General features: G+C 36.3%; 25 protein-coding genes. 1 reads left to right on the forward strand and 24 read right to left on the reverse strand.

All coding sequences use genetic code 11. The annotated features are described in order from the left end of the window. Positions 1–115 precede the first annotated feature (115 nt). The 17 genes from trmD to CD30_RS01905 all read right to left on the reverse strand — a co-directional run bounded on the left by trmD (position 116) and on the right by CD30_RS01905 (position 18,071). A complete protein-coding gene (trmD, locus tag CD30_RS01825; RefSeq protein ID WP_036171709.1) occupies positions 116–853 on the reverse strand; it encodes a tRNA (guanosine(37)-N1)-methyltransferase TrmD in 738 nt (245 codons plus the stop codon). Next, positions 853–1,371: a ribosome maturation factor RimM gene (rimM, locus tag CD30_RS01830; RefSeq protein WP_036171711.1), complete on the reverse strand. Its 519-nt coding sequence runs from the start codon at positions 1,369–1,371 to the stop codon at positions 853–855. The genes trmD and rimM overlap by 1 nt, the downstream gene beginning before the upstream one ends. Before the next feature lie 464 nt (positions 1,372–1,835). Next, a complete protein-coding gene (locus CD30_RS01835) occupies positions 1,836–2,069 on the reverse strand; it encodes a KH domain-containing protein (RefSeq protein ID WP_036171714.1) in 234 nt (77 codons plus the stop codon). A gap of 14 nt (positions 2,070–2,083) precedes the next feature. Further along, positions 2,084–2,356, reverse strand: a complete 273-nt coding sequence (gene rpsP / locus CD30_RS01840) for a 30S ribosomal protein S16 (RefSeq protein WP_036171716.1) — start codon at positions 2,354–2,356, stop codon at positions 2,084–2,086. A gap of 105 nt (positions 2,357–2,461) precedes the next feature. Beyond that, the gene (gene ffh / locus CD30_RS01845) at positions 2,462–3,820 is read right to left on the reverse strand and encodes a signal recognition particle protein (protein ID WP_036171718.1); all 1,359 of its coding nucleotides are present in this window, start codon (positions 3,818–3,820) and stop codon (positions 2,462–2,464) included. Positions 3,821–3,830: 10 nt separating this feature from the next. Then, positions 3,831–4,166 (reverse strand): putative DNA-binding protein, encoded by a 336-nt coding sequence (locus CD30_RS01850; RefSeq protein ID WP_036171721.1) that lies wholly within the window; start codon positions 4,164–4,166, stop codon positions 3,831–3,833. A gap of 208 nt (positions 4,167–4,374) precedes the next feature. Next, entirely contained in the window at positions 4,375–5,583 is a 1,209-nt protein-coding gene (gene ftsY, locus CD30_RS01855) for a signal recognition particle-docking protein FtsY (protein ID WP_036171724.1), read from the reverse strand. A gap of 2 nt (positions 5,584–5,585) precedes the next feature. After that, complete coding sequence (gene smc / locus CD30_RS01860; protein ID WP_036171727.1) at positions 5,586–9,158, reverse strand: chromosome segregation protein SMC; 3,573 nt, start codon at positions 9,156–9,158, stop codon at positions 5,586–5,588. Position 9,159: 1 nt separating this feature from the next. Beyond that, positions 9,160–9,921 (reverse strand): ribonuclease III, encoded by a 762-nt coding sequence (gene rnc, locus CD30_RS01865; protein ID WP_036171730.1) that lies wholly within the window; start codon positions 9,919–9,921, stop codon positions 9,160–9,162. A 185-nt stretch (positions 9,922–10,106) separates the two neighbouring features. Beyond that, positions 10,107–10,343: an acyl carrier protein gene (acpP, locus tag CD30_RS01870; RefSeq protein WP_036171733.1), complete on the reverse strand. Its 237-nt coding sequence runs from the start codon at positions 10,341–10,343 to the stop codon at positions 10,107–10,109. Positions 10,344–10,454: 111 nt separating this feature from the next. After that, complete coding sequence (gene fabG, locus CD30_RS01875; protein ID WP_036171736.1) at positions 10,455–11,201, reverse strand: 3-oxoacyl-[acyl-carrier-protein] reductase; 747 nt, start codon at positions 11,199–11,201, stop codon at positions 10,455–10,457. A 1-nt stretch (position 11,202) separates the two neighbouring features. Beyond that, positions 11,203–12,144 carry an ACP S-malonyltransferase gene (gene fabD / locus CD30_RS01880; RefSeq protein WP_036171739.1) on the reverse strand — a complete coding sequence of 314 codons (942 nt, stop codon included), beginning with the start codon at positions 12,142–12,144 and terminating at the stop codon, positions 11,203–11,205. Between the two features lie 16 nt (positions 12,145–12,160). After that, positions 12,161–13,162: a phosphate acyltransferase PlsX gene (plsX, locus tag CD30_RS01885; RefSeq protein ID WP_036171742.1), complete on the reverse strand. Its 1,002-nt coding sequence runs from the start codon at positions 13,160–13,162 to the stop codon at positions 12,161–12,163. Continuing rightward, positions 13,146–13,736 carry a transcription factor FapR gene (gene fapR / locus CD30_RS01890; RefSeq protein WP_036171744.1) on the reverse strand — a complete coding sequence of 197 codons (591 nt, stop codon included), beginning with the start codon at positions 13,734–13,736 and terminating at the stop codon, positions 13,146–13,148. Before fapR ends, plsX begins: the two co-directional genes overlap by 17 nt. A 134-nt stretch (positions 13,737–13,870) precedes the next feature. Next, positions 13,871–15,919, reverse strand: coding sequence for an ATP-dependent DNA helicase RecG (gene recG / locus CD30_RS01895; RefSeq protein WP_036171748.1), 2,049 nt, complete (start codon positions 15,917–15,919; stop codon positions 13,871–13,873). A gap of 118 nt (positions 15,920–16,037) precedes the next feature. After that, positions 16,038–17,690, reverse strand: a complete 1,653-nt coding sequence (locus tag CD30_RS01900; protein ID WP_036171751.1) for a DAK2 domain-containing protein — start codon at positions 17,688–17,690, stop codon at positions 16,038–16,040. A gap of 18 nt (positions 17,691–17,708) precedes the next feature. Continuing rightward, a complete protein-coding gene (locus CD30_RS01905; protein ID WP_036171754.1) occupies positions 17,709–18,071 on the reverse strand; it encodes an Asp23/Gls24 family envelope stress response protein in 363 nt (120 codons plus the stop codon). A 324-nt stretch (positions 18,072–18,395) separates the two neighbouring features. Here CD30_RS01905 and rpmB point away from each other — a divergent pair, with 324 nt between their 5' ends. Next, a complete protein-coding gene (rpmB, locus tag CD30_RS01910; RefSeq protein WP_036171756.1) occupies positions 18,396–18,584 on the forward strand; it encodes a 50S ribosomal protein L28 in 189 nt (62 codons plus the stop codon). A 156-nt stretch (positions 18,585–18,740) separates the two neighbouring features. Here the strand turns inward: rpmB and spoVM are convergent, their stop codons facing one another. Genes spoVM through rlmN form a run of 7 tightly spaced genes read right to left on the reverse strand, consistent with a single transcriptional unit; the run spans position 18,741 to position 24,917 of the window. After that, complete coding sequence (spoVM, locus tag CD30_RS20005; RefSeq protein WP_141096024.1) at positions 18,741–18,842, reverse strand: stage V sporulation protein SpoVM; 102 nt, start codon at positions 18,840–18,842, stop codon at positions 18,741–18,743. A 16-nt stretch (positions 18,843–18,858) separates the two neighbouring features. Continuing rightward, the gene (locus CD30_RS01915) at positions 18,859–19,512 is read right to left on the reverse strand and encodes a thiamine diphosphokinase (RefSeq protein WP_036171758.1); all 654 of its coding nucleotides are present in this window, start codon (positions 19,510–19,512) and stop codon (positions 18,859–18,861) included. Beyond that, positions 19,509–20,177, reverse strand: coding sequence for a ribulose-phosphate 3-epimerase (gene rpe / locus CD30_RS01920; RefSeq protein WP_036171761.1), 669 nt, complete (start codon positions 20,175–20,177; stop codon positions 19,509–19,511). Before rpe ends, CD30_RS01915 begins: the two co-directional genes overlap by 4 nt. 2 nt (positions 20,178–20,179) lie before the next feature. Beyond that, a complete protein-coding gene (gene rsgA, locus CD30_RS01925) occupies positions 20,180–21,061 on the reverse strand; it encodes a ribosome small subunit-dependent GTPase A (protein WP_036171763.1) in 882 nt (293 codons plus the stop codon). A gap of 11 nt (positions 21,062–21,072) precedes the next feature. Further along, positions 21,073–23,028 (reverse strand): Stk1 family PASTA domain-containing Ser/Thr kinase, encoded by a 1,956-nt coding sequence (pknB, locus tag CD30_RS01930; protein ID WP_036171766.1) that lies wholly within the window; start codon positions 23,026–23,028, stop codon positions 21,073–21,075. 2 nt (positions 23,029–23,030) lie between these two features. Continuing rightward, entirely contained in the window at positions 23,031–23,780 is a 750-nt protein-coding gene (locus CD30_RS01935) for a Stp1/IreP family PP2C-type Ser/Thr phosphatase (RefSeq protein WP_036171769.1), read from the reverse strand. A 6-nt stretch (positions 23,781–23,786) separates the two neighbouring features. Next, a complete protein-coding gene (gene rlmN, locus CD30_RS01940) occupies positions 23,787–24,917 on the reverse strand; it encodes a dual-specificity RNA methyltransferase RlmN (protein ID WP_052126014.1) in 1,131 nt (376 codons plus the stop codon). Positions 24,918–24,967 lie beyond the last annotated feature (50 nt).

The following is a 24,967-nucleotide window of genomic DNA, read 5'->3' on the forward strand; positions in this document are numbered from 1 at the left end:
CGTACAGATGCTCATATAGTCATTTCACTACAGCGGAACACCGTAATATAAGTGCTCCAAATAGAAGCACAGAATGTATAATAACATAAAATAACTAATACTTGCAACTAAATTTCTATTCTTTTTCCTTTTTTAATGTCTCTAAATACGCTAGTTGTTCCTTTGTTAGTTCGATATGTTCAAATAAATCAGGTCGTCTTTCAAAGGTACGTTTTAAAGACTGTTCTTCACGCCATTTTTCGATTTTCCCATGATTGCCTGATACAAGGACATCAGGTACCCTCATACCTTTAAAATCTGCTGGTCGCGTGTAATGAGGATGCTCTAATAATCCTGTTGAAAAGGAATCATGAATATGTGAATCTTCTTGACCTAATACACCAGGTAAAAGCCTTACGACAGCATCGATAACTGTCATTGCAGGTAATTCCCCACCGGTTAATACAAAATCACCAATCGAAATTTCATCCGTTACTAAAAATTCACGAATTCTCTCATCGTACCCTTCATAATGTCCACATAGGAAAATTAGTTCTTCTTCTGTAGCTAATTCTTCTGCTTTTTTTTGAGTGAATCTTTCACCTTGTGGGCACATCAAAATGATACGAGGTTTTTTTTCAAGTCCATTCGTCAACATTTCTACTGCTTGGAACATCGGTTCTGGCTTTAGTACCATCCCCGCTCCTCCACCATATGGATAATCATCAACTTGCTTATGTTTATTATCACTAAAATCTCTAATATCTGAAACGGCTAATTGGACTGCGCCTTTTTCTTGAGCTTTTTTTAAAATCGATGAACCAAATACTCCTGTAAACATATCTGGAAATAGGCTAAGTACATGAATATTCATTATAAGAGCCCTTCCATAACATGAATAATAATTTTCTTTTCTTCTACATCAATTTCTTTAACAACGTCCTCAATATAAGGGATATAATGTTTTTTACCATTTGGCGCTTTTATTTCCCATACGTCATTAGCACCTGTTTCTAAAATTTCAGTAACGACACCGAGCATTTCTCCCTCTTCAGAGAATACTTCACAGCCAATGATTTCGAAGTAATAATATTCATTTTCATCAAGTTCATCTTCATCCAATTGGTCTTTTGTCACTTTTAACAAGCCTTCTTTAAATGGTTCAACAAGATTTATGTTGTACATTCCTTCAAAGGTTAATAAAATAAAATTTTTATGTCGTCGGGTACTTTCGATTGTTACCCATGTAGGCTTATTTTCATCTTTTTTAAAGATTGCTAAGCGACTACCTGGCGCAAAACGGATGTCTTCAAAATCAGTGGTAGAAATAACTCGTACCTCACCCTTTATTCCATGTGTATTAACGATTCTTCCTACATTAAACCATTCCATGACATGCTCACCTCTCATTTATTGTTCGCATATGTCTTCAATATATAAGTATAGTAAAAAGAAGGGATACCTTGAAAGAGGCTCCCTTCTTTTATTTAGCTTTTTACAGATAAAGTACGTAATTAGCGTCGGTGGCTAGCTGAACGAGCCACCTCAGCTTTTTTGATTGTCTAGCTTCGCGCGTTAGCCGCTCGAGGTCGCTTCGAATCCCTCCGACGCGTGCTAGCACACTAGTCAGGATTCTCCAGCGCTTGAGGCTCACAGGATGTGAGTCATGTCGTCGATGCCACAGGACGTGGCGTTTTCGACGACGCGCGGCTGTACGAACGCGCTCCGCCTTTCTTATTGTCTAGCTTCGAACGACAGCTCCTCCCGTCGCTTCAAAACTCTCCTACATGTGCAAGCACACTTGTCGAGTTTCTCCAGCGCGTGTCGGAGCTAAACGGTCGTTCTCCGCTTTTCTACTAATCCAATATATCGACGTAAGTCTTTTTCTTTTGGTGGCCGCTAGCTACTGAATAAACAATTGTACGAATCGCTTTTGCAACACGACCTTGTTTGCCTATGACTTTTCCTCTATCCTCTGGATGAACAAAAAGCTTATAAACAATTCGACTTGAATTTTCGTCCGTCTCAATACGAACTTCTTCTGGATAGTCGACTAATGGTTTTACGATTGTTTCAATCAGCGCTTGCATAGTGCCACCTCCGATTATTTACTGAATTTTAAGTTGTGGAATTTTTCCATAATTCCTTGTTCTGAGAACAAGTTACGTACAGTATCAGATGGTTTTGCTCCATCAGCTAACCATTTAAGAGCTTTCTCTTCATCGATGTTAAGAGTAGCTGGAGTAGTTAGTGGGTTATAAGTACCAACTGTTTCGATTTGACGTCCATCACGTGGAGAACGAGAATCAGCAACTACGATACGATAGAAAGGAGATTTTTTAGCTCCCATACGTTTTAAACGAATTTTAACTGCCATTTTTATTGCACCTCCGAATAAGTTTCACACAAGATAGTATATTATCAATGTTTGATTAGTTTGTAAAGTGTTTTTTCTTAACACCATATTTTTTAACATTATAACCTATTTAAACAAAGAATTAAAGCCAGGCAATTTCATTTTTTTCTTACCTTTTCCTTGTGTCATTCCAGTCATTTGTTTCATCATTTTTTTCATTTCTTCAAATTGCTTTAACAGTCGATTAACATCTTGAATTGTTGTACCAGATCCTTTAGCAATACGTTTTTTACGGCTTGCATTAATCACTTCAGGATTTGTTTTTTCTGCTGGTGTCATTGAGTAGATAATTGCTTCGAGTCGACTCATTTGTTTTTCATCAACTTTAACGTTGTCGAGGCCTTTCATTTTCCCTACACCAGGAATCATTTTTAAAATGTCTTCTAATGGCCCCATTTTTTTCAATGCTTGTAATTGTTCTACAAAATCATCGAAAGTAAAGCTTTGAGACATGAACTTTTGTTCTAGCTCTTTTGCTTTCTCCATATCTACATTCGCTTGCGCTTTTTCGATTAGCGACAGCACGTCACCCATACCTAAAATACGACTAGCCATTCGTTCAGGATGGAATGGCTCAAGCGCATCCATTTTTTCACCCATACCAACGAATTTAATAGGTTTTTGTGTGACTGCACGAATAGATAACGCAGCACCACCACGTGTATCACCATCAAGCTTTGTTAAAACAACACCTGTAATACCAACAGTCTCGTTAAAGCTTTGTGCAACGTTAACAGCATCTTGACCAGTCATTGCATCAACAACTAAAAAGACTTCATCTGGCTCTTTTAGAGAACGAATATCCTTAAGCTCTTGCATCAATTCTTCATCTATATGCAAACGACCTGCTGTATCGATTATAACAACATCATGATGTTCTTCTTTTGCATGTTCAATCGCTTGACGGGCAATTTCAACAGGTGAAATATCTGTTCCAAGTGAAAATACTGGAATAGATAATTGTTTCCCTAATGTTTCTAATTGTTGAACAGCAGCAGGTCGGTAAATATCAGCGGCCACTAGCAATGGCTTACGGTTATATTTTTTACGCATAATATTTGCTAATTTACCAGTAGTTGTTGTTTTACCTGCCCCTTGAAGCCCGACCATCATAATGACTGTTGGAGGTTTTGTATTAAATTTAATTGGGCTTTGTTCTCCACCCATTAATGCTGTTAGCTCATCTTGAACGATTTTAATAACCTGTTGACCTGGAGTTAGGCTTTTCATCACTTCAGAACCAACTGCACGTTCACTTACTGTTTTAACGAACTCTTTCACAACTTTTAAGTTAACGTCCGCTTCAATTAATGCAAAACGGACTTCTCGCATCATTTCTTTAACATCTTGTTCAGAAACTTTACCTTTACCTTTAATCTTTTGGATTGTTCCTTGGAGTCGTTCTGCTAACCCTTCAAATGCCATGATCTCCCTCCTAATCCGTTTCCTTTAATTGTTCAATTAATGAAAGACGCTCATCTAGTGTAACCGTTTCGTCCTTCAATGCATTTGTTAGCTGTTCTAAAATTTTTTGACGGTGACCAAATTTTTCAAATAACCTTAATTTATCTTCATATTCTTCAAGCATTGCTTCAGTGCGACGTATATTATCATAAACTGCTTGTCGTGAAACTTCATAGCTTTCTGCGATTTCTCCTAATGATAAATCATCTAAGTAATAAAGTTCCATATAGCTACGTTGTTTGTCTGTGAGGAGCGCTTGATAAAAGTCGAAGAGAAAGTTCATGCGTGTTGTTTTTTCAAGTAGCATTCTATATCTCTCCAATCATATTTTGTCTACTGTATCATATACGCTCACACAATTGTCTGTCAAGGGAATTTCCTTGAACATTGAGGCAATTAAAAGGTTAAAATCCTTATAGAATTCTATATTCCTCGCATTAAATATCGTGAGGTTACGAATTCTTTGCCATTCTAAAAAACCCTCATTGTCTTATGACAACGAGGGCTTGATTAAATTAATCTTCCACTTTCTCTAGCTCTTTTTCTAAGCCTTCTGCAAATAAACCGTAAACATAACGTTCAGCATCGAATGGTTGTAGATCATCCATTTTTTCACCTAGTCCAACAAATTTCACTGGAATGTGTAGCTTATTTCGAATCGCAAGTACGATACCGCCTTTTGCCGTACCATCTAATTTTGTAAGGACAATACCTGTTACGTTCGTTGCTTCTTTAAAGGTTTGTGCTTGAATAAGCGCATTTTGGCCCGTTGTCGCATCGAGCGCTAATAACACTTCATGTGGCGCATTTGGAATTTCACGTGAAATAACACGATGCACCTTTTCAAGCTCTTTCATCAAGTTTACTTTATTTTGAAGACGACCAGCCGTATCACAAATTAATACATCTGCACCGCGCTTCTTAGCAGCACTGATAGCATCGTAAATTACAGCAGCTGGATCTGACCCTTCTGATTGCTTTACAACTTCACAACCAACACGATCTCCCCAAACCTGAAGCTGATCTATCGCGCCTGCACGGAAAGTATCCCCAGCCGCTAATACAACTGTTTTACCTTGGGATTTTAATCGGTGGGCAAGCTTACCTATGGTAGTTGTTTTCCCTACACCATTAACACCGACAAATAGAATAACTGTTAGCTCACCATTTGGTTGCATGTTTAATTCTGTAATATTTTCTTCGCCAGCTTCATAAATTTCAACTAATTTTTCAGAAATTAATGCTTGAATGCCTTCTGTATCTTTAATATTTTTTCTTTGTACCTCAAAACGAAGCTTATCCATTAATTCCATTACCGTTTCAAAACCAACGTCTGCTTGTAATAAAACTTCCTCTAACTCCTCAAAGAAATCCTCATCTACTTTACGATATCTCGCAACAAGGTCATTTACCTTTGAAGTAAAGCTATCACGAGTTTTTGCAAGACCTGCTTTAAATTTTTGAGTAATCGACCAAGCTGAAGGTTTCTTTTCTTCTTTGACAGCTTCATCTTGTACTACAAGCTGATTTTCACTTTCATTCTCAGCTACTGGCGCTTGGATTTGCTCTTCAGCTTTTTCAATTACTTCATTATTAACTAAAGTTAATTCGTCTGCTTCAACTTCGTTTTCGGCCGTTTGGTCATTTTCATGAGATATTTGATCCTTTTGTACTTCTTCACCACTGCCTATTAGCTTCTCTTTCAATCTCTTAAAAAAGCTCATTTTTATTCGCTCCTTTGCCCAACAAGTACCGCTTCTTTTTCAAGTTTTACTGATACAAGTTTCGATACCCCAGATTCTTGCATCGTAATACCATATAAAACGTCCGCACCTTCCATTGTCCCTTTTCGATGCGTTATAACGATAAATTGTGTATCACTGCTTAACTTCTTTAAATAAGCGCTATAGCGATCAACATTTGCTTCATCAAGCGCAGCTTCCACTTCATCCAGAATAACAAATGGTACTGGACGTGTGTTTAATATTGCAAATAATAAAGCGATGGCTGTCAACGCTCTTTCACCACCTGAAAGTAAACTTAAATTTTGTAACTTTTTACCAGGTGGCTGTGCTACAATTTCAATCCCTGTATCAAGAATATTTTCTGGATCAAGTAATACTAAATCTGCTTGTCCTCCCCCAAATAATTCTCTAAAAACATGCTGGAATTGACTACGAATCATCGTAAAGGATTCATTGAAGCGAGCGGACATTTCTTCGTCCAATTCTTTAATCGCATCATGCAATGTATCCTGTGCTTCAAGTAAGTCATTTCGTTGTTCTGTTAAGAATGTATGTCTTTCTAATACACGGTCATATTCCTCAATTGCAGTTAAATTGACTGGGCCTAATTCCTCGATAGATTGTTTTAATAATTTTACTTGTCTACGTACTTGCTCTACATTTTCGATTTCCTCTGCAATTTCCCTTGCAAATTCAAAATCTAATTCATATTGTTCATCGAGCTGAGTATGGAGACGATTAATTTCAAATTCAATTCTACTGCGTTTTACATCTATCGAACGAAGTGCTTCTAAGAACCCTTTATGAACTCTTTGAAGCTCTTTTAACTGTTCTTCTAAGTTCGAAAGCTTTATTTGATATTCAGAACGTTCTTTTCGGCTTTGTTGAATTGTTTCAGTTAATTTTCCTTTTAACTCTGTCCATTTTTGAACTTCCAGATCCATTTCTTCATCAGAAGGAGCATTGGCATCGCCATTTTGAATCCAGTTTATTTCTTGGGAAATCGATTCAATTTGTTCTTTTGTTTTTGAACGTTTCAAAGCAATATCAGCTGTTGCAACTTGAACCTGCGTTAACTGTTCCTGTACAACTGCTAATTGTGATCTTTTCTCTGCAGATTGTTCTCTTAGCTCATCTTTTTTGTTTTCACCTTTAAGCTTCATTTCAGTAAGCTGTTCAACAGTATCATTAACTTGCTGAAGTTCAATCTTTAACTGCTCAATTCGTTGTTGAGCTTCATCACGCTGTTGCAGTAAAGATTGTCTACGCGTTGTAACAGAGGATTGTTCTGAAGTAGCAACTGAAACCGTTGCACTTAAACTCTTCTCTTCCATTTCTAGCTCTAGAAGTTTTGAGCGATATTCCATTTCAGCTTTTTGAATTTCGTCACCTTGTATCTTCAATGCATCTAATCGGTCACGAAGTCCATTTATCTGTTCTTTTTCAGATGTAACTGCTTTTTCAGCTTGTTCAATAGAAGCCTCCATTTGCAAAAGCTTACTCGTTAATGTATCTAATTCAGCTTTACGAGTAAATAAAGAAGATTGTTGTTTGGAAGCACCACCAGTTAAAGAACCTCCAGCATTGACAATATCTCCATCTAATGTAACAACTCGATATTTAAAACCGACCATTCTTGCAATCTGGCTAGCACCTTCAAGATTTACAGCAACTATTACATTACCTAATAAGTTTTCTACGATTGTTCGGTTCGTTTCCTCAAAACTTACTAATTCATATGCAAGACTAATAAAAGCTGGATGATTAATTGCCGTTGATAGCTGAGCTGGCATTAATTTCCGTGATTTCATTACAGTTTTTGGTAAAAACGTTGCTCGTCCAGCTCGTTTAGCTTTTAACCAACCAATTGCCTTTTGTGCATCCTGTTCCGTTTGAGTTACAATGTGTTGGGATGCACCGCCAAGAGCAGTTTCAATCGCCTTCGAGTACTTACCTTCAACCTGTACAAGTTCGGCAACAGCTCCCTCAATTCCATTTAACTCACCACGATCACGGGCTAATAAAATATCTTTAACCCCTTGGAAAAAACCAGAAAAGTCCGTTTCAAGCTCTTCTAATGTTTCTTTACGTGATTTTAATTGTTGCTGGTGTTGATAGGCTTGATAAAGCAATTTTTGTTTCTCTTCAAATGAAGTAGATAAATTTTTCACCCTATTTTGTAATAACTCTATTTGTTCATTTGTTTCCTGCAATTGTCGATGTATCACAGTATGTTTTTCTTCGAGTTCCTGTTTATCTATTCTTATTTTTTGTAATCTTTGTTCCATTTCATTGGAACGGTCACTCATACGTTCAGCCGTTGCTTCTTGCAGAGTTAATTGCTGTTCGATATGCTTCAATTCGTTTTTAACCGTTGCTTCTTCATTTAGTAAATCAATATATTTATTTTTTGATTGTTCAATTTGGGCTTCGATTTCAACGACAGAACTATTTAAAGATAATTCAATTTGTTTTATTTCAGATTTTAACTGTAATACTTCTTTTTGTTTTTGTTCAAATTGCAATTTTTTTTCTGATTCATTTTGAGCTAGCGCTTCTTCCTCAGCTATTACTTGTTGTAAGGTTTGATTCAATTGTTGAAGTTGTTTTTCAGCATTTGTGCGTTTTTCATTCATTAACGCTTTACGGCCTTCCCAACGTTCAACCTCTGTACTCGCCTCTACTAATTGCTCCTGAGATGAATCTAATGTATGGTCAATAATTTTAAGTTTCTCACGAAGTTCTTCTGCTGCTTTTTCAACATTAGAAATTTCTAAGGCATGTTTTTGTTCTTTCGTTTCTAGCTCTTCATGCTCTATTTTTATTCCATTTAAATCCTCTAAAAACTTTGTTAAATCATGTACCATTAGTGCGATATCAGATTCTTTAAGTTCTTCGGTCATTCGAACATAATCTTTTGCAGTAGATGCTTGTATTTGAAGAGGTTCAAGACGACTATCTAACTCATGTAAAATATCTAATACACGATTTAAGTTTTCGTCTGTCTCAACTAATTTATGTTCGGCTTTTTTCTTTCGTAATTTGTATTTTAATACGCCAGCAGCTTCTTCAAATATCGTACGTCGATCATCTGGTTTTGAGTTTAAAATTTCATCTACTCGCCCTTGGGAAATAATAGAGAACGCTTCTTTTCCTAATCCAGAATCCATAAATAAGTCGGTAATATCCTTCAAGCGGCATTGTTGATTATTTAATAAATATTCACTATCACCGGAACGATATACTCTTCTCGTTACGCTTATTTCTGTATAGGGAGTTTCAACTTGTTCATCTTCATTGTTTAAAACTAAAGTCACTTCCGCAAAATTTAACGGCTTCCTAGATGTACTTCCAGCAAAAATAACATCTTCCATTTTTGTTCCGCGCAAACTTTTTGCCGATTGTTCCCCTAGAACCCAGCGAATTGCATCTGTAACATTACTTTTACCACTTCCGTTAGGTCCAACGACAGCTGTAACACCCGGAACGAAATCTATACCAATACGATCTGCAAACGATTTAAAGCCAATCACTTCAAGTCGTTTAAGGAACATGTTACTCCTCCTTATACAAAGACTGATTTAACGCTACCATAGCATTTTGGGCAGCCTGTTGCTCAGCCTCTTTCTTCGATTTCCCACGACCAACACCTAGTTCTTTATCATTTAATAATACTCTAGAAACAAACGTACGGTTATGTGCTGGTCCTTTCTCATCAATGATTTCATAATGTAATAAACCATTATTTGATTGTTGGACTAATTCCTGTAATTGGCTTTTGAAATCCATCACATGCGAAAAAGCACCGACTTCAACTTTTGGATATACAACACGTTGTAAAAACGTAACAACTGTGTCTAATCCTTGATCTAAATATAATGCGCCGATGAAAGCTTCAAAGCAGTCTGCTAGTAGAGCAGGACGCTCTCTACCACCCGTTAATTCCTCACCTTTACCAAGCAAAACAAATTTACCAAAGTTTAATTCGTTTGCAAAAATAACAAGTGATGGTTCACATACGATTGAAGCACGTAGTTTAGTAAGTTCCCCTTCGCTCATATGTGGATAACGTTCAAATAAATATTTGGACACAGATAGCTCTAAAACTGCATCACCTAAAAATTCTAAGCGCTCATTATCTGTATAAAGTTTTCGTCGATGCTCATTCACATAAGATGAATGGGTAAATGCTTGGTAAAGTAAGCTTTTGTTGTGAAATGGTATGTTTAATTCTTGCTCTAGGATTTCAAATTGAGCTTGTACTTTTTCAGGCAATACCCCTGTCTTTTGTTGATTTCCTTTTTTTCTTATTGTCATGAGCTCGTCTGCCTTCCTAATAGTTTCTATCGTTTAGTTTACATTGTTCCCTATGAATGGTCAAAGTAGTTGTGACAAAATATATCACAACTACTTATAATACAATATTATACTCTAATATATATAGTAAATTAAGATTGAAAAGAGGCACGAATATTCACAATTGTGATTCGTGCCTCACATTTTTAGTTTAGTTTACCTTCGATATAATTGATAGCATCGCCAACAGTTGCGATTTTTTCAGCATCTTCATCTGAAATTTCCATATCAAATTCATCTTCAAGTTCCATTACTAATTCAACAACGTCTAATGAGTCCGCACCTAAATCTTCACGGAAAGAAGCTTCTGCTTTTACTTCACTCTCGTCAACACCTAAACGGTCAACGATTACTTTTGTTACACGTTCTAATACTGTAGCCATGTCAGTCACCTCCCCTCAAATAGTCAAATTATAATTTGTAGGTATTTTAATAGTGACGTTTATAGAAATCACTAAACCATTATGGCATTAATAGAACACCATGTAAATACGTTACATGTACATTCCGCCGTCAATGTGTAATGTTTGTCCTGTCATATAGCTAGAGTCTTCAGAAGCCAAGAATACCACTGCTTTTGCAATATCTTCTGGTTGGCCAAGTTTTGCTAACGGGATTTGAGCAAGCATTGCATTTTTTAAGTCTTCGGATAGTTCATCTGTCATTTCAGTTGTGATAAATCCTGGTGCAATCGCATTGACAAGAATATTACGAGATGCCAATTCTCTTGCTGTCGTTTTCGTTAAACCGATCACACCAGCTTTTGCAGCAACATAATTCGCTTGCCCAGCATTACCCATTACACCAACGATTGAAGAAATATTAATAATACGCCCTGAACGTTGTTTCATCATTTGTCGAGTTACTGCTTTTGTACAAAGAAATACACCTTTTAAATTCGTATTGATAACATCATCCCACTCATCTTCTTTCATACGCATGAGTAGATTGTCTCGTGTAATACCTGCATTATTCACTAAAACATCAATGGAACCAAATTCTTTTATAGCAGTTTCCATTAAATTTTGAACAGATTCTGCGTTAGAAACATTCGCTTGAACAGCAATTGCTTCTGTGCCCATGCTAGTAATCTCATCAACTACTTGGATTGCTTTTTGTTCACTTCCACTGTAGTTTACTACCACTTTTGCCCCTTCTTTTGCAAGTAGCAATGCAATAGCTCGACCAATTCCACGGGAAGCACCTGTTACAACTGCTACTTTACCATCTAATTTCCCCATTTCATTCACCCCTTAATGCTTGTATTACTTCGTTAAATGTAGCTTCATCATAAACACAATAAGTTTTTACTGAACGATCTACTTTTTTTACTAAACCAGAAAGGACTTTACCTGGTCCGCATTCGATAAATGTTGTTACACCTAATTCCAACATTTTGCGAACGTCATCCTCCCATAACACTGGACTATAAACTTGTTCAATCATTTCTGTTTTAATTTCAGATACATCCTGTAAAAGTTCTGCTTTAACATTACTAATGATTGGTTTATCAGGACGATTTATTTCAATCTGATCAATTTCATCTTTTAATTTAACTGCAGCATCTCGCATTAGTTCTGAATGGAATGGACCACTTACAACAAGCGGAATCGCTCTTTTCGCACCAGCTTCCTTTGCAGCAATTGATGCTTTTTCAACCCCTTCTTTTGTCCCTGAAATTACAATTTGACCTGGACAATTCAAGTTAGCTAACTGAACGAGCTGCCCTTCAGCTGTAATATTTTCACATACTTCTTTTAATGCAGGAGCTTCTAAACCTAAAATAGCTGCCATTGCACCTTGACCAGCCGGTACTGCTTCATTCATAAATAAACCACGTTTATGGACAACTTTTACAGCATCTTCAAATGATAATGCACCCGAAGCAACAAATGCGCTATACTCCCCTAAAGAATGTCCTGCTGTATAATCTGGTTGAATTCCAGCTGCCATTAACTTTGATGAAATCATGACACCTGTAGTTAAAAGAGCAGGCTGTGCATTATAAGTTAAAGTTAGCTCCTCTTGAGGACCTTCTAACATTAATTTTGAGAGTTCAAAATCTAATGCAGCATCTGCCTTATCATAAAATTTTTTGCTTTCAGAATCATTATTTACAAGCTCTTGCCCCATGCCTACTTGTTGAGAGCCTTGTCCTGGAAAAATAAAAGCAATTTTCGTCATATATTATACCTCTCTTCTAATCCCCTTGTTGCTTATTACTATCCGCAATCTTTGTTTTAATCACTTCAGTCACATTATGCTCAGCCATAATTGCAGCCTGGCGAATGGCACTATAAATCGCTCTTGCATTCGAAGAACCATGTGCTTTAATTACAGGCGCTTGAAGACCAAATAAAGCTGCACCACCATGTTCTGAGTAATCTAATTTTGTTTTTAATTTTTTTAATTCATTTTTCATTAATAATGCACCGATTTTTGTTTTCCCTGAAGACATGAATGCTTCTTTAAGCATTGCCATCATAGCCCCCGCTGTACCTTCAATGGACTTTAATACCATGTTCCCTGTAAATCCATCCGTTACAACAACATCTGCCACATTATTAAGTAAATCACGCGCTTCTACATTTCCGATAAAGTGCAGATCAGCTTCTTTTAGTAAACCGAATACTGATTTTGTCAGCTCGTTTCCTTTTTTATCTTCTGTACCTATATTTAATAAACCAACACGTGGCTTCTCAATTCCTCGCACCTGTTTTGCATAAATATTCCCCATAATTGCGTATTGGACTATATTTTCAGGCTTCGCATCGGCGTTTGCACCTAAATCAAGCATTAAAAATCCTTGTCCATCAATCGTTGGTAAAGTTGTTGCTAGCGCAGGACGAGAAACCCCTTCAATACGTCCTACTTTAAATAATCCCCCAGCCATTAACGCCCCTGTATTACCAGCAGATAAACAAGCATCCGCACTACCATCCGTTACAGCTTCAAGCATTTTTGTCATAGACGCATCCTTTTTTCTACGAATGCTTCTAGCAGGATCGTCTTCCCCTTCAATCACTTCTTCACAATGAATGACTTCTAATCGTTCATGTTCAGTTAAAAAAGGGTTTAGCTTTTCTTTATGCCCGTACAATTTTATTTTTAAATTGGGAAGTTCATTTAAGGCAAGCATTGCACCATCTATTACAGATTTAGGTGCGTGGTCTCCACCCATACCATCAATCGCTAGTATCATTTTGTTCACCTGTGCCTTTCGTGTGATACATCTCAAATTCGCCTTTAAATACAATTACATTATTGACTGTTGATAGCACATCAATGTAAGTTCTATTTTTTTCAATATTTTTGCCTTTTACAATAGCCTTTGTAATTACTCGATCTCCTGCTTTTACAGGCTTTACAAAAGCTACATTTGCTTTTACCGTGAGTGCTAGTTCATCATTAATGACTGCTACCGCTAATGAATTCGCTTGTGCAAATAAGTGATGCCCACGGGCAATACCGTTTCTTTGAAATACGTGTTCTTCCTGCACATCTAAGATAGATATAGCTCTAGTATCTAGTTCAATATCGATAATTTCACCAATTACTTCATCTAAAGGTAAAGACTTAACTTCATTTTCTAAATTTTTAGCAGCAACGTCTTTAATTCTTTCTCTAAGTTCTGGTATGGATAATTCCATACGATCTAAACGTATTGTTTGAACACTTACCTCAAATTGTGCTGCAAGTTGCTCATCTGTTATAAATGGATTTTCATCAATTGTTTGTAATAAGAGTTGTTGACGTTCTTTTTTAGATCGTTTCATTTTTCGTCTTCCCCTTATTGTATGTATTAGCACTTGGTACTAACACCAGTATACATTTCCCAAAAAAAGAACGCAACAAAAATTAATCTAGTTTCTTGTTGTGTTCTTTTTATAGTTATAAAGCTTTCAATTGGTTAGTCTATCCGATCCCCGTTAAGTGCCCCTGATTCTTCTAGCTTTTCTCTCAAATATTTGTAGTCCTCGTGTTTCCAAAACTCATCGTCATTAATCAGCTTCACTGCGTCTTGTCTTGCTACTTCGAGCGTACGATAATCGTGGACTAAATCCGCCATTTTGAAATCAGGCAATCCACTTTGCTTTTTGCCAAAAAAGTCCCCAGGCCCTCGTAGCTCTAAATCCTTTTCAGCCAGCTTAAAGCCGTCATTCGTCTCAGTCATTGACATCATACGTTCTTTCCCATCGTCCGTTTTCGGATCAGCAAGTAATACACAGTAAGATTGAAATTCGCCACGTCCTACTCGGCCCCTTAATTGGTGAAGCTGAGCCAACCCAAAACGATCTGCATCATAAATCATCATAAATGACGCATTCGGAACGTTAACACCTACTTCTACAACAGTTGTAGAAACTAGAACATCAATTTTTCCTTCCGTAAATTCACGCATTACTCGATCCTTATCGTCAGGATGTAATCGACCATGCATTAAATCGACTTTATATTTCCCTTTATATATGAGATCTAATTGTTCATAAACCTCAACAGCATTTTGGACGTCAAGCTTTTCTGATTCCTCTATTAAAGGACAAATCACATAGGCCTGTCTACCTTGACGAAGTTCTTGCTCCATTTTAGCAATTACCGCATTTAATTGATCTTTTTTTAGCCAATGGGTCTCAATTTGTTTACGTCCCGCTGGTAACTCATCAATGATCGATACATCCATTTCCCCAAATGCTGTAATCGCAAGCGTTCGAGGTATAGGTGTAGCTGTCATAAATAGCACATCTGGGTTGACACCTTTATCTCTTAAAACCCTCCGTTGCTCTACTCCAAAACGATGTTGTTCATCAGTAATAACTAATCCTAGATTATGAAAAACAACTTCTGGCTGTATTAATGCGTGGGTTCCAATTAATATATCAATTTCACCTTTATGTAATTGATCTAATAATAGTTTTCTTTCTTTCGTTTTCGTAGAGCCTGAGAGTAATGCAATGTTTACACCCATTGGTTCTAACCAGGAATTTAAAGAATGGGCATGCTGTTCAGCTAAAATTTCTGTTGGTGCCATTAAAGCACCTTGGAAACCAGCTGTCACCGCAGCATATAAACTGATTGCTGCAACAATCGTTTTCCCAGAACCTACGTCTCCCTGTAATAATCGATTCATTCGTGTCGGTTCTTTTAAATCCTTGCAAATTTCATTTACGACTCGTTTTTGTGCATTCGTTAAATCGAAAGGAATCGTTGAAATGAATTGGCGAATCCTTTGTAAATCGTATTGTATTGAAATACCTTTCTCATTTTCTCGGTGCGCTTTTCTCAAAGCCTGAATACGTAGTTGAAAATCTAACAATTCTTCATAAACAAATCTTCTTCTTGCCTGTTTTGCATGATTGGCATCCTTAGGAAAATGAACACCCTCTAAAGCGTCAACAATACTTAAAAGCTTATATTGTTCTAAAAGTTCAAATGGTAATGGCTCATACAAGTCCTCTCCTACTAAATCCAAAGCTTGTCTCATTATTTTACGGAATTTATTTTGTTGAAGATTCCCTTTCAAACTATAAACAGGTTCAAAATCGGCATTATCTAATTTAGGACCGAATTTTATAGTTGTACCATTAATTACTTGTCTTCCACGATCCCATTTCCCTGAAATTGTGACTATTTCTCCTAAGGTTAGTTTGGTACGCAAATAATTTTGATTAAAAAATACAACTTTCACTAAATGACGGCCTGCTAATACCTTTACTTGCAATCTTGACTTATTGCGACCCAAAAATTGTACAGTTGGTTCACTTTCTACTCTCGCTTCAATCGTCACACGCTCGTTATGTGGGGTTTCAGCTAAATCCTTTAAACGAAAATCCTCATGGCGATATGGAAAGGTCCATATTAAATCTTTTATAGTGTAAATCCCTAATTCCGCTAAATGTTCAGCTGTTTCTTTACCAATCCCTTTTAAATTTAAAACAGATTCATCTATGACATGATTCATTTTCATGCACCTCCTGTCTTATTCTCAAGTGGGCATATATGCAATATTATTGTACCGAAAAAGAAAAAATGTGACAAAAGCATAGTTGAACTTTTGTCACATTAAGAATGATATTTTATTATTCGATTGAAAGAATAAATGGATATAAAGCTTGTTTACCTTCTACAATTTCAACTTCAATGTCTGGATAATTCTCTTCAATAAAACTTGCAAGTTCATTTGCTTGTTCTTCTGTTGTATCTTCTCCATAAAGAACCGTAATCATTTCACAATCTTCATCCACTAAGTCTGTAACAACTTTTTGAGCTGCTTCTAACATATTTGGTGTAGAAAGTACGATCTTGCCTTCTGCAAGAGCCATATAATCATCCTTATGAATTTCAATACCATCTATAGAAGTGTCTCGAACTGCATAGGTAACTTGACCAGTTTTAACATGACTAAGAGCGTTCGTCATACCTTGTTTATTTTCTTCCACTGTTGCTTCAGGATTGAACGCTAAGATTGCGGCCATCCCTTGTGGAATTGTTTTAGTAGGTACAACTGCTGCATCAATATCAAGTAGCTCAACAGCTTGTTCTGCAGCCATAATAATATTTTTATTGTTTGGTAAAATAATAACTCTCTCAGCTTCAATCTCTTTTACTGCTTTAACGATGTCTTCAGTTGAAGGGTTCATTGTTTGACCACCTTCTATCACATAAGAAGCACCGATACTACGTAAAAGATTTGCTACGCCTTCACCCATAGCAATGGTTACAACAGCGTAAGGATGTTTTTCCTTTTTCTGTTGTTGTGAAATTGGGGCTGTTGGTTGGTCGCCAACAATCGCAGTATGCTGTTCACGCATATTATCTACTTTGATTTTGATAAGACTACCATATCTTTGCCCTGCAGAAAGTACCAACCCTGGCGTTTCAGTATGAATATGTACTTTTGCAATTTCGTCATCAGAAACAACAAGCAAGGAGTCGCCCATCAAATTTAGCTCTTCACGGAAAGACGTTTCATCATATGGATCTTTTTCCTTTTCTAAACGAACCATAATTTCTGTACAATAGCCAAACACAATATCTTCAGTGCTCATAAAATCTTGTGCACGATGATGCTCAGCGCTAATCATATCATCGATGGAAGCATTGCTTTTTTCTGGAAGCGCTTCACCTTTTAACGATGCAAGGAACCCTTCATAAATAAATAATAAGCCTTGTCCACCACTGTCTACTACACCAACTTCCTTTAGAACAGGAAGTAGATCTGGCGTACGATTTAAAGAAAGACGCGCTTCTTTGACTACTGTTTCCATAATGGAGATAACATTTGTCTCATTTTCAGCTACTTCAACAGCCTTAGCTGCCGCTTCACGAGCCACTGTTAAAATCGTACCTTCAACAGGCTTCATCACTGCCTTGTATGCTGTATCAACACCAGATTGGAATGCTCCTGCAAAGCTTTTAGCGTCTATTTCACTTTCTTTTTCAATGAATTTTCCAAATCCACGGAATAGCTGGGATAAAATAACCCCTGAGTTGCCTCTAGCACCCATTAGCAAACCTTTTGCTAAGCTTTGTGCAGTTTTCCCAATATGAGCTTGTGCATTGACTTGTGTTTCCTTTGCACCCGATGTCATGGATAAATTCATATTCGTACCAGTATCACCATCAGGTACTGGGAATACGTTTAATGAATCAACAAAATTTGCGTTTTGAGATAGATGATGAGCACCCATCTGTACCATTTCAGCAAATTTTAAGCCGTCTAATGACTTCATCTAAAATAAATCCTCCTCTTACACATTCATAACACGAACGCCTTGAACAAAAATATTTACCGATTTTACACTCATTCCTAATGTTTTGTTAATTGTATATTTTACTTTTGATTGAACTTGATAAGCTACTTCAGAAATTTTTGTACCGTAGCTAACAATTATATACATATCGATATGGAGGTCTTCAGCTGTTTGACGAATGATGACTCCTTTAGCGAAATTTTCTTTACGTAAAATATCTGTTAAACCATCACGAATTTGATGCTTTGATGCCATCCCTACAATACCATAGCATTCGATTGCTGCTCCACCTGCAATTTGAGCAATTACATCATTAGAAATGTCAATTTGTCCGAAATCATTTTTTATTTCTACTGACATGTCTATGCCTCCTTTGGCTCTTTTTGGCTAATCTATATTGTACTACACAAAAATTGATTATAAAAGAAATCCTTCATTCTAGTATAGAGTTTGTTGTGGCAGGATAAATTATTTGTGGCAAATAAAAGGCATTCACTGTATGTTTAGGCATTTATCATATCATATACTAAAATGAATAAAAATTTAACTGTAAAGGTTTTTTTCTTGAAAGTATATGTAAAATTGGTTGCATACTACCCGGACCTATGTTAAATTATTATGGTATGTGAAATAATCAGAACTGAAAAACAAGCTTTCAGATTCATCTGCAAGGAGGGAATATAGATGCCTAAACAATGTGTAATTACTGGTCGTAAAACTCGTACAGGTAACAACCGTTCACACGCGATGAACGCTAACAAACGTACTTGGGGCGCTAACTTACAAAAAGTTCGTATCTTAGTAAATGGTAAACCAAAACGCGTTTGGGTTTCTGCTCGTGCTTTAAAATCAGGTAAAGTAGAACGCGTTTAATTAATGAATCGGAGCAAACATGCTCCTTTTTACATTAAAACCATCGATTTTGAATCGATGGTTTTTTATTTTATACGATTATATCAAAAAGAGTTGTGACATGTCCGTCACAACTCTTTTTTAATACAACAAATGCTCGAAAGTATAAGTGCATTATTATTCCTTATTCTTTTTATTCTTTCCGCCTTTAAACAAGTTGATACATGCACGAGTAAATGTGCTAACAAATTTCGGTAATTGGAAAGTGTATACGCGCAAATTGCTGCCCTCCTTCTTAGTCACTGCTTCTTATCATTAAACATATGCCTGAGGAAAAGGAGATATAACCGAACTCACAATTCAGTTCATTACTAGTAAATCTTGATGAACCTAGTTCAATTACTTGATTCGTAGTTTCATATTTAACCCCAGAAAGACAAACATCCTTTACGTCTTGCTCATAAGCAAAAAAGGAAAGATAACGATATTGATCGCTCTTAGTTAATATATGCTTGCCAGGGAATAAAAAACGTATTTCATTGCTTACATTTAAAATTTTTATTTCGATATGTAGATTTTTTGATTGTAGGCGATAAACAGAACGAATTGCCGCTTCAAAATGATCTAATCGTCCTCCTGTAACACCGGTTAGTATAATTTCTGTTGGATGATACTCTAATGCCTTTTCTAACGCTAAATCCGTATCTGTTTCATCTTTTTCTGCTTGAACTTTTGTAATCTTTTTTACTTTACTTGAAACATTCAACCATTGCTCATTTGTTAGTGAATCAAAATCGCCAACAATCTCATTTGGCTGAATACCCTGCTCTAATAGATAGATTGAGCCTTTATCTGCACCGATAAAATAGACCTTATCCCTCATAAAATACTTTTCTAGGGAAGGGATATCTGATTTTGGCCCTCCTGAACAAATGATTACAGTAGTCATTTTTCTAAAGCCGCCTCACCAGCATCTTTAATTTCCTTCAATGCAAGGGCACGATCCTCTTTATTGTAGATGGCAGACCCTGCGACAAAGATCGTCGCACCAGCTTTTACACATGGCACAATCGTTTCTGCATTAATCCCACCATCAATTTCGATTGCAATATTTAAACCGCGTTCTTCTATAATTTTTGAAAGACTTTCAACCTTTTGTACAACAGAAGATATAAATTTCTGTCCACCAAAACCGGGGTTTACAGTCATAAACAATACAAAATCTATATCCTCTAAAATATGTTGGATGGATTCAATTGGCGTATGAGGATTTAATACAACACCAGGTTTTACACCAAAAGAGCGAATTAATTGAATCGTTCTATGCAAATGTCTACAAGCTTCCACATGTACTGATATCCAATCAGCACCAGCTTTTGCAAATTGCTCTATATACGCATCTGGATTTTCAATCATTAAATGAACATCCAAAGGTAGTGTTGTTTCAGGGCGTAATGCTTCAACGACAATAGGCCCCATCGTTATATTGGGAACAAAATGACCATCCATTACATCAACATGAATAACAGACGCTCCTGCTTCCTCTACTTCTTTTACTTCAGCTGCTAATTTAGCAAAGTTCGCTGATAGAATAGATGGTGCAATTTGAATCATAATTAGTACCTCGGCTTTCGATCTAATATTTCTTGTAAAAATTGTTGATAATGCTCATAACGATAAGACGTTATTTCTCCATTTTCCAGAGCTTCTTTTACTGCACATTTAGGTTCTTTTAAATGAAGGCACCCTCTAAATTTACACCCTTCACTAATACGAGCGAACTCCGGAAAACAATAGGTTAGCTCTTCCTTCTCAATCGTATCGAAATCGAATGAGCTAAAACCTGGTGTATCCGCAAGCAGACCATCACATACTTCAATCAATTCAACATGACGTGTTGTATGCTTTCCTCGACCAAGACTTTGGGATATAACACCAGTCTTTAAGTCTAAACTCGGGATTAATGTGTTTAATAAGGTTGATTTCCCAACCCCCGATTGACCTGCAAGTACGCTTGTTTTCCCTTTTAAAATAGGCTTCAATCGATTCAATAGAGAATCATCATTTTTATAAGTTTCGATTATTTCATAGCCAATATTCTTATAAGAATTGATATAAGGCTGTAGTAGCTCATACTCTTCTTTCGTTAATAAATCCATTTTTGTTAAACAAATAATAGGTTTTACATGAAAAGACTCTAATACAACTAAAAAACGATCTAATAAAAGTGAATGAAATTCTGGTTCCTTTACTGAAAAAACTAACAAAGCTTGATCAATATTCGCAATTGGTGGTCGGACTAATTCATTACTTCTTGGATGAATTTCCATTATATAGCCATCCGAGTCGCCTTCTTTTGTATATGCCACGATGTCGCCAACTAGAGGTGCTTCGCCTCGATTGCGAAAAACACCTCTACCACGACATTGGATCAACTCACCATTATCATATACATAATAATAACCACTTAACGCTTTTCGAATTTGCCCTTGCGGCATCAAATTCCTCCTTAATTTAGTTCGTTATATGGAATAGTACCTTCTGCAATTACTGTTGAATCTACCTCTATACGATATGCAGCTGTTTGCCCCTCTTCAATATCAAGTTGCGTATGATATTCATAATCTTCCGTGATCGTAAATTCCTCTTTCGGTTGAACCATCACATTATTTTTATCTTGAATAAATACTCGCACACGCTGTTCTGCACCATACTCAATTGGGTTATAAGGAATGACTAAATTTAAATTATAAATTTTTACAGCCTTTTCTTCAGGTCCTTTAGAGATAATAACTTCTATTGTTGAACCTTTTTCAAGCTCTGTATTTGCTTCTGGTGTTTGTCGAATAACACTTCCAACCGGAATATCATCCGAATGTTCCTCACCTTTTACTGTAATAACAAACCCAGAACTACGCGCATACTCATTTCTTGCAGACTCATTAAAACCAGTTAAATCAGTAACTTTTATTTTTTCTTTACCAGCACTTACTGTTAGTACAACGACGGTATCTTTTACTACAATTTCTTCCCCGGCGATTGGCGATTGTTCAATGACCTCACCCACTGGTTTATCCGAAAATACCTCTTCAATTTCAAAGTCTTTAAAATCACTTTTTTCTAACAAAACGGACACTTGGCTAATTTGTTGACCAATATAATTTTCCATTTCCTTTTTTTCAGTTCCTAGGCTGATAATTAGGTCAATTTCTGTGCCAGAAATACGACTTAAACCCGCCTCCGGATCTGTGCCAATCACTTTACCTGTTTCGATATCATCTGAATGTTGTTCCCGTTGTTCACCAATTTTAAATCCTAGTTCTTCCAATGCTGAAATAGCATCTACAATTTCCATATTTGACACATCTGGAATTTCTATTTTCTTAGGACTTAATATGTTAAATAATAAAACTGCTAAAATAACTAAAATGGCAACAGATGCACCAACAATTGCAAAAATCTTCCCTTTTCCTTGTTTCTTTTTCCCATTTTGAGGTGTAGGATCTTTCTTATTTGGTACTTCATTTTGTTGAGCCTTTTTATTGTTAGAAGTGCCGTTTATCATTAAAGATTCTTTAATTGCTGGCATTGCTTTTGTCGCTTCATTATCAATAGGTGGTACAAATTTAGGTTCATTTAGTCGATTTGGTGATAATACCGTTTCTAAATCTGCTTCCATTTCTTCTACCGTATTATAACGATGTGCTGGATTTTTGGCAGTAGCTTTATATACTACATTTTCAAGTGCTTGTGGGATTGATGCATCAAACCCTCTCACTGATGGCGTTTCCGATTGCAAATGTTTTAAAGCAATGGATACAGCAGATTCTCCTGAAAAAGGTAATTCACCAGTTAATAATTCATATAAAACAATTCCTAACGCATAGATGTCAGATTTTTTTGTAGCTGTACCACCTCTTGCCTGTTCTGGTGAAATATAGTGAACAGTACCTAATACAGAGTTTGTTTTTGTAAAGCTTGTTTCACTTAATGTTGTTGCAATACCAAAGTCTGTAATTTTCACATTTCCGTCTTCATCAATTAATATATTTTGCGGTTTAATATCACGATGAATAATTTGATTTTCATGGGCGTGAGCAATGGCACTTGTTAGCTGCTTCATAATGTGCACACTACGAGCAGGTGACAAAGGCGAATACTCATTTATGTATTGCTTCAATGTTCTGCCTTTGATAAATTCCATTACAATATAGTGCATATCTCCGTCTTCACCGACATCGTAAATACTAACTATATTAGGATGCATAAGGCTTGTTGCTGAAAGGGCTTCTCTTTGGAATCGACGATGGAATTCTTCTTCATTCGATGAGTCATATCGTAAAACTTTTACTGCTACATCGCGATTTAAAATGATGTCGTGTGCTAGGTAGACATTGGACATACCACCGCCACCAACATATTGTAATATTTTATATCGATCATTAATTCTTTTTCCAATTAGCATCGTTACACCTCCTCATTTCCTAACGTCATTAAAATTAGAGAAATATTGTCCTCTCCACCACTATCATTTGCTAATTGAACTAATTTTTTACCTTTATCTTCAATGGACATTTCTAATGATAATATGGCATACATTTCTTCCGTTGATAATTTATTACTTAATCCATCAGAACAAATGAGTAAAAAGGCATTATCTTCTAAAGTTATCTCATAAAAATCAGGGTCTATTCTTGTTTCAATTCCTAATGCTTTAACAATCACATTTTTTTGTGGATGATTTTCTGCTTCTTCTTCACTAATTTCGCCTTTTTCCACCAAAATGTTAACATAAGAATGATCTCTTGTGATCAACTCCACCTCATTGGGAGTAAAATAATAGGCACGGCTATCACCAATATGACTAATTAAACATTTTTCATGGTCAATTAATACCGCTATTAATGTTGTGCCCATACCTTGGCATTCTTCATTCAATAAAGAGTGTTTATAAATTTTTTCGTTTACAGTTTTCACTACTTCTAACATCCAAATCTTTTTTGAATGAAGCGTTTCAAAGTTTTTTGAAATGGCATTTTTAAAAAGATACTCCATTTCTTTAATAGCCATTTCGCTTGCTACATCTCCTGCATTATGGCCACCCATGCCATCTGCTAAAATAGCAAGCTTATAGTGATCAGGGCGCTCAATGAACGCCGCACGATCCTCATTTACCTTCCTTTTCAATCCTATATCACTTTCAACAGTCACCTTCAAAGGTAATCACCTCGTCTCCTGTGCTCTCTCTTTCGCTCTTAATTGACCACAAGCCGCATCAATATCTGACCCATGTTCGCGACGAATTGTTACATTTATACCATTGTTTTTTAACGTTTTTTCAAATGCAAAGATTTGATTTCGTGGCGTACGTACATAATTACGCTCTGGTACATAGTTTACAGGAATTAAGTTGACATGACATTTAATCCCTTTAATCAATTTTGATAATTCCTCAGCATGTTCTACAGAATCATTTTCTCCACCGAAAAGTCCATATTCAAAGCTAACTCTTCGCCCTGTTTTTTCTGTATAATAACGAATTGCTTCCATAAGTTTATCAAGTTTATAGGCTCTTGCAATTGGCATTAGTTTTTGACGAAGTTCTTGGTTTGGTGCATGTAGTGATAGCGCAAAGTTGATTTGTAATTGTTCGTCTGCAAATTGATAAATTTTCGGAACGATTCCAGAAGTGGATACCGTAATATGGCGGGCACCAATATTTAAACCTTTCTCATGATTGATAACTTTCAAGAAATTCATCATAGCATCATAATTATCAAATGGCTCACCAATCCCCATTATAACGACATGAGAAACACGTTCATCTATTTCATCAAGTGTTTGTTGTACTTTTACAACTTGCTCAACGATTTCCCCTGCAAGTAAGTGTCGTTTCAAGCCACCTAATGTAGATGCACAGAAAGTACATCCAATACGACATCCTACCTGTGTAGTAACACAAACGGAGTTACCATACTCATGACGCATTAATACCGTCTCAATTGAATATCCATCCTGTAATTGGAACAAGAACTTTATCGTTCCATCTTTTGATTCTTGCTTAATGATTGTAGATAATGTCGTTAATGCAAAAGAATTGGATAATTTATCTCTTAACCCCTTTGAAAGGTTTGACATTTCATCAAAGGATTTTACTCTTTTTTCATATAGCCATTCAAAAATTTGTGTTGCACGAAAAGGCTTTTCACCATTTTCCTCTAACCATACTTTTAATTCATCGAGTCTGAGTGAGTAAATAGACTCCTTTAACTGAGGTTTTTCTTTTTTCACACGACGAGGTTGCTCTACTTCTTCAACTAAATCTGAAATACGTTCTAATTTTTTATCTTCCATTTTTGACTTTGTAATTCTCCTTTTTTATGTCAAGGCAAAATAAGCCTTTC

The organism is Ureibacillus massiliensis 4400831 = CIP 108448 = CCUG 49529, from assembly GCF_000772965.1.
Lineage (GTDB): Bacteria > Bacillota > Bacilli > Bacillales_A > Planococcaceae > Ureibacillus > Ureibacillus massiliensis.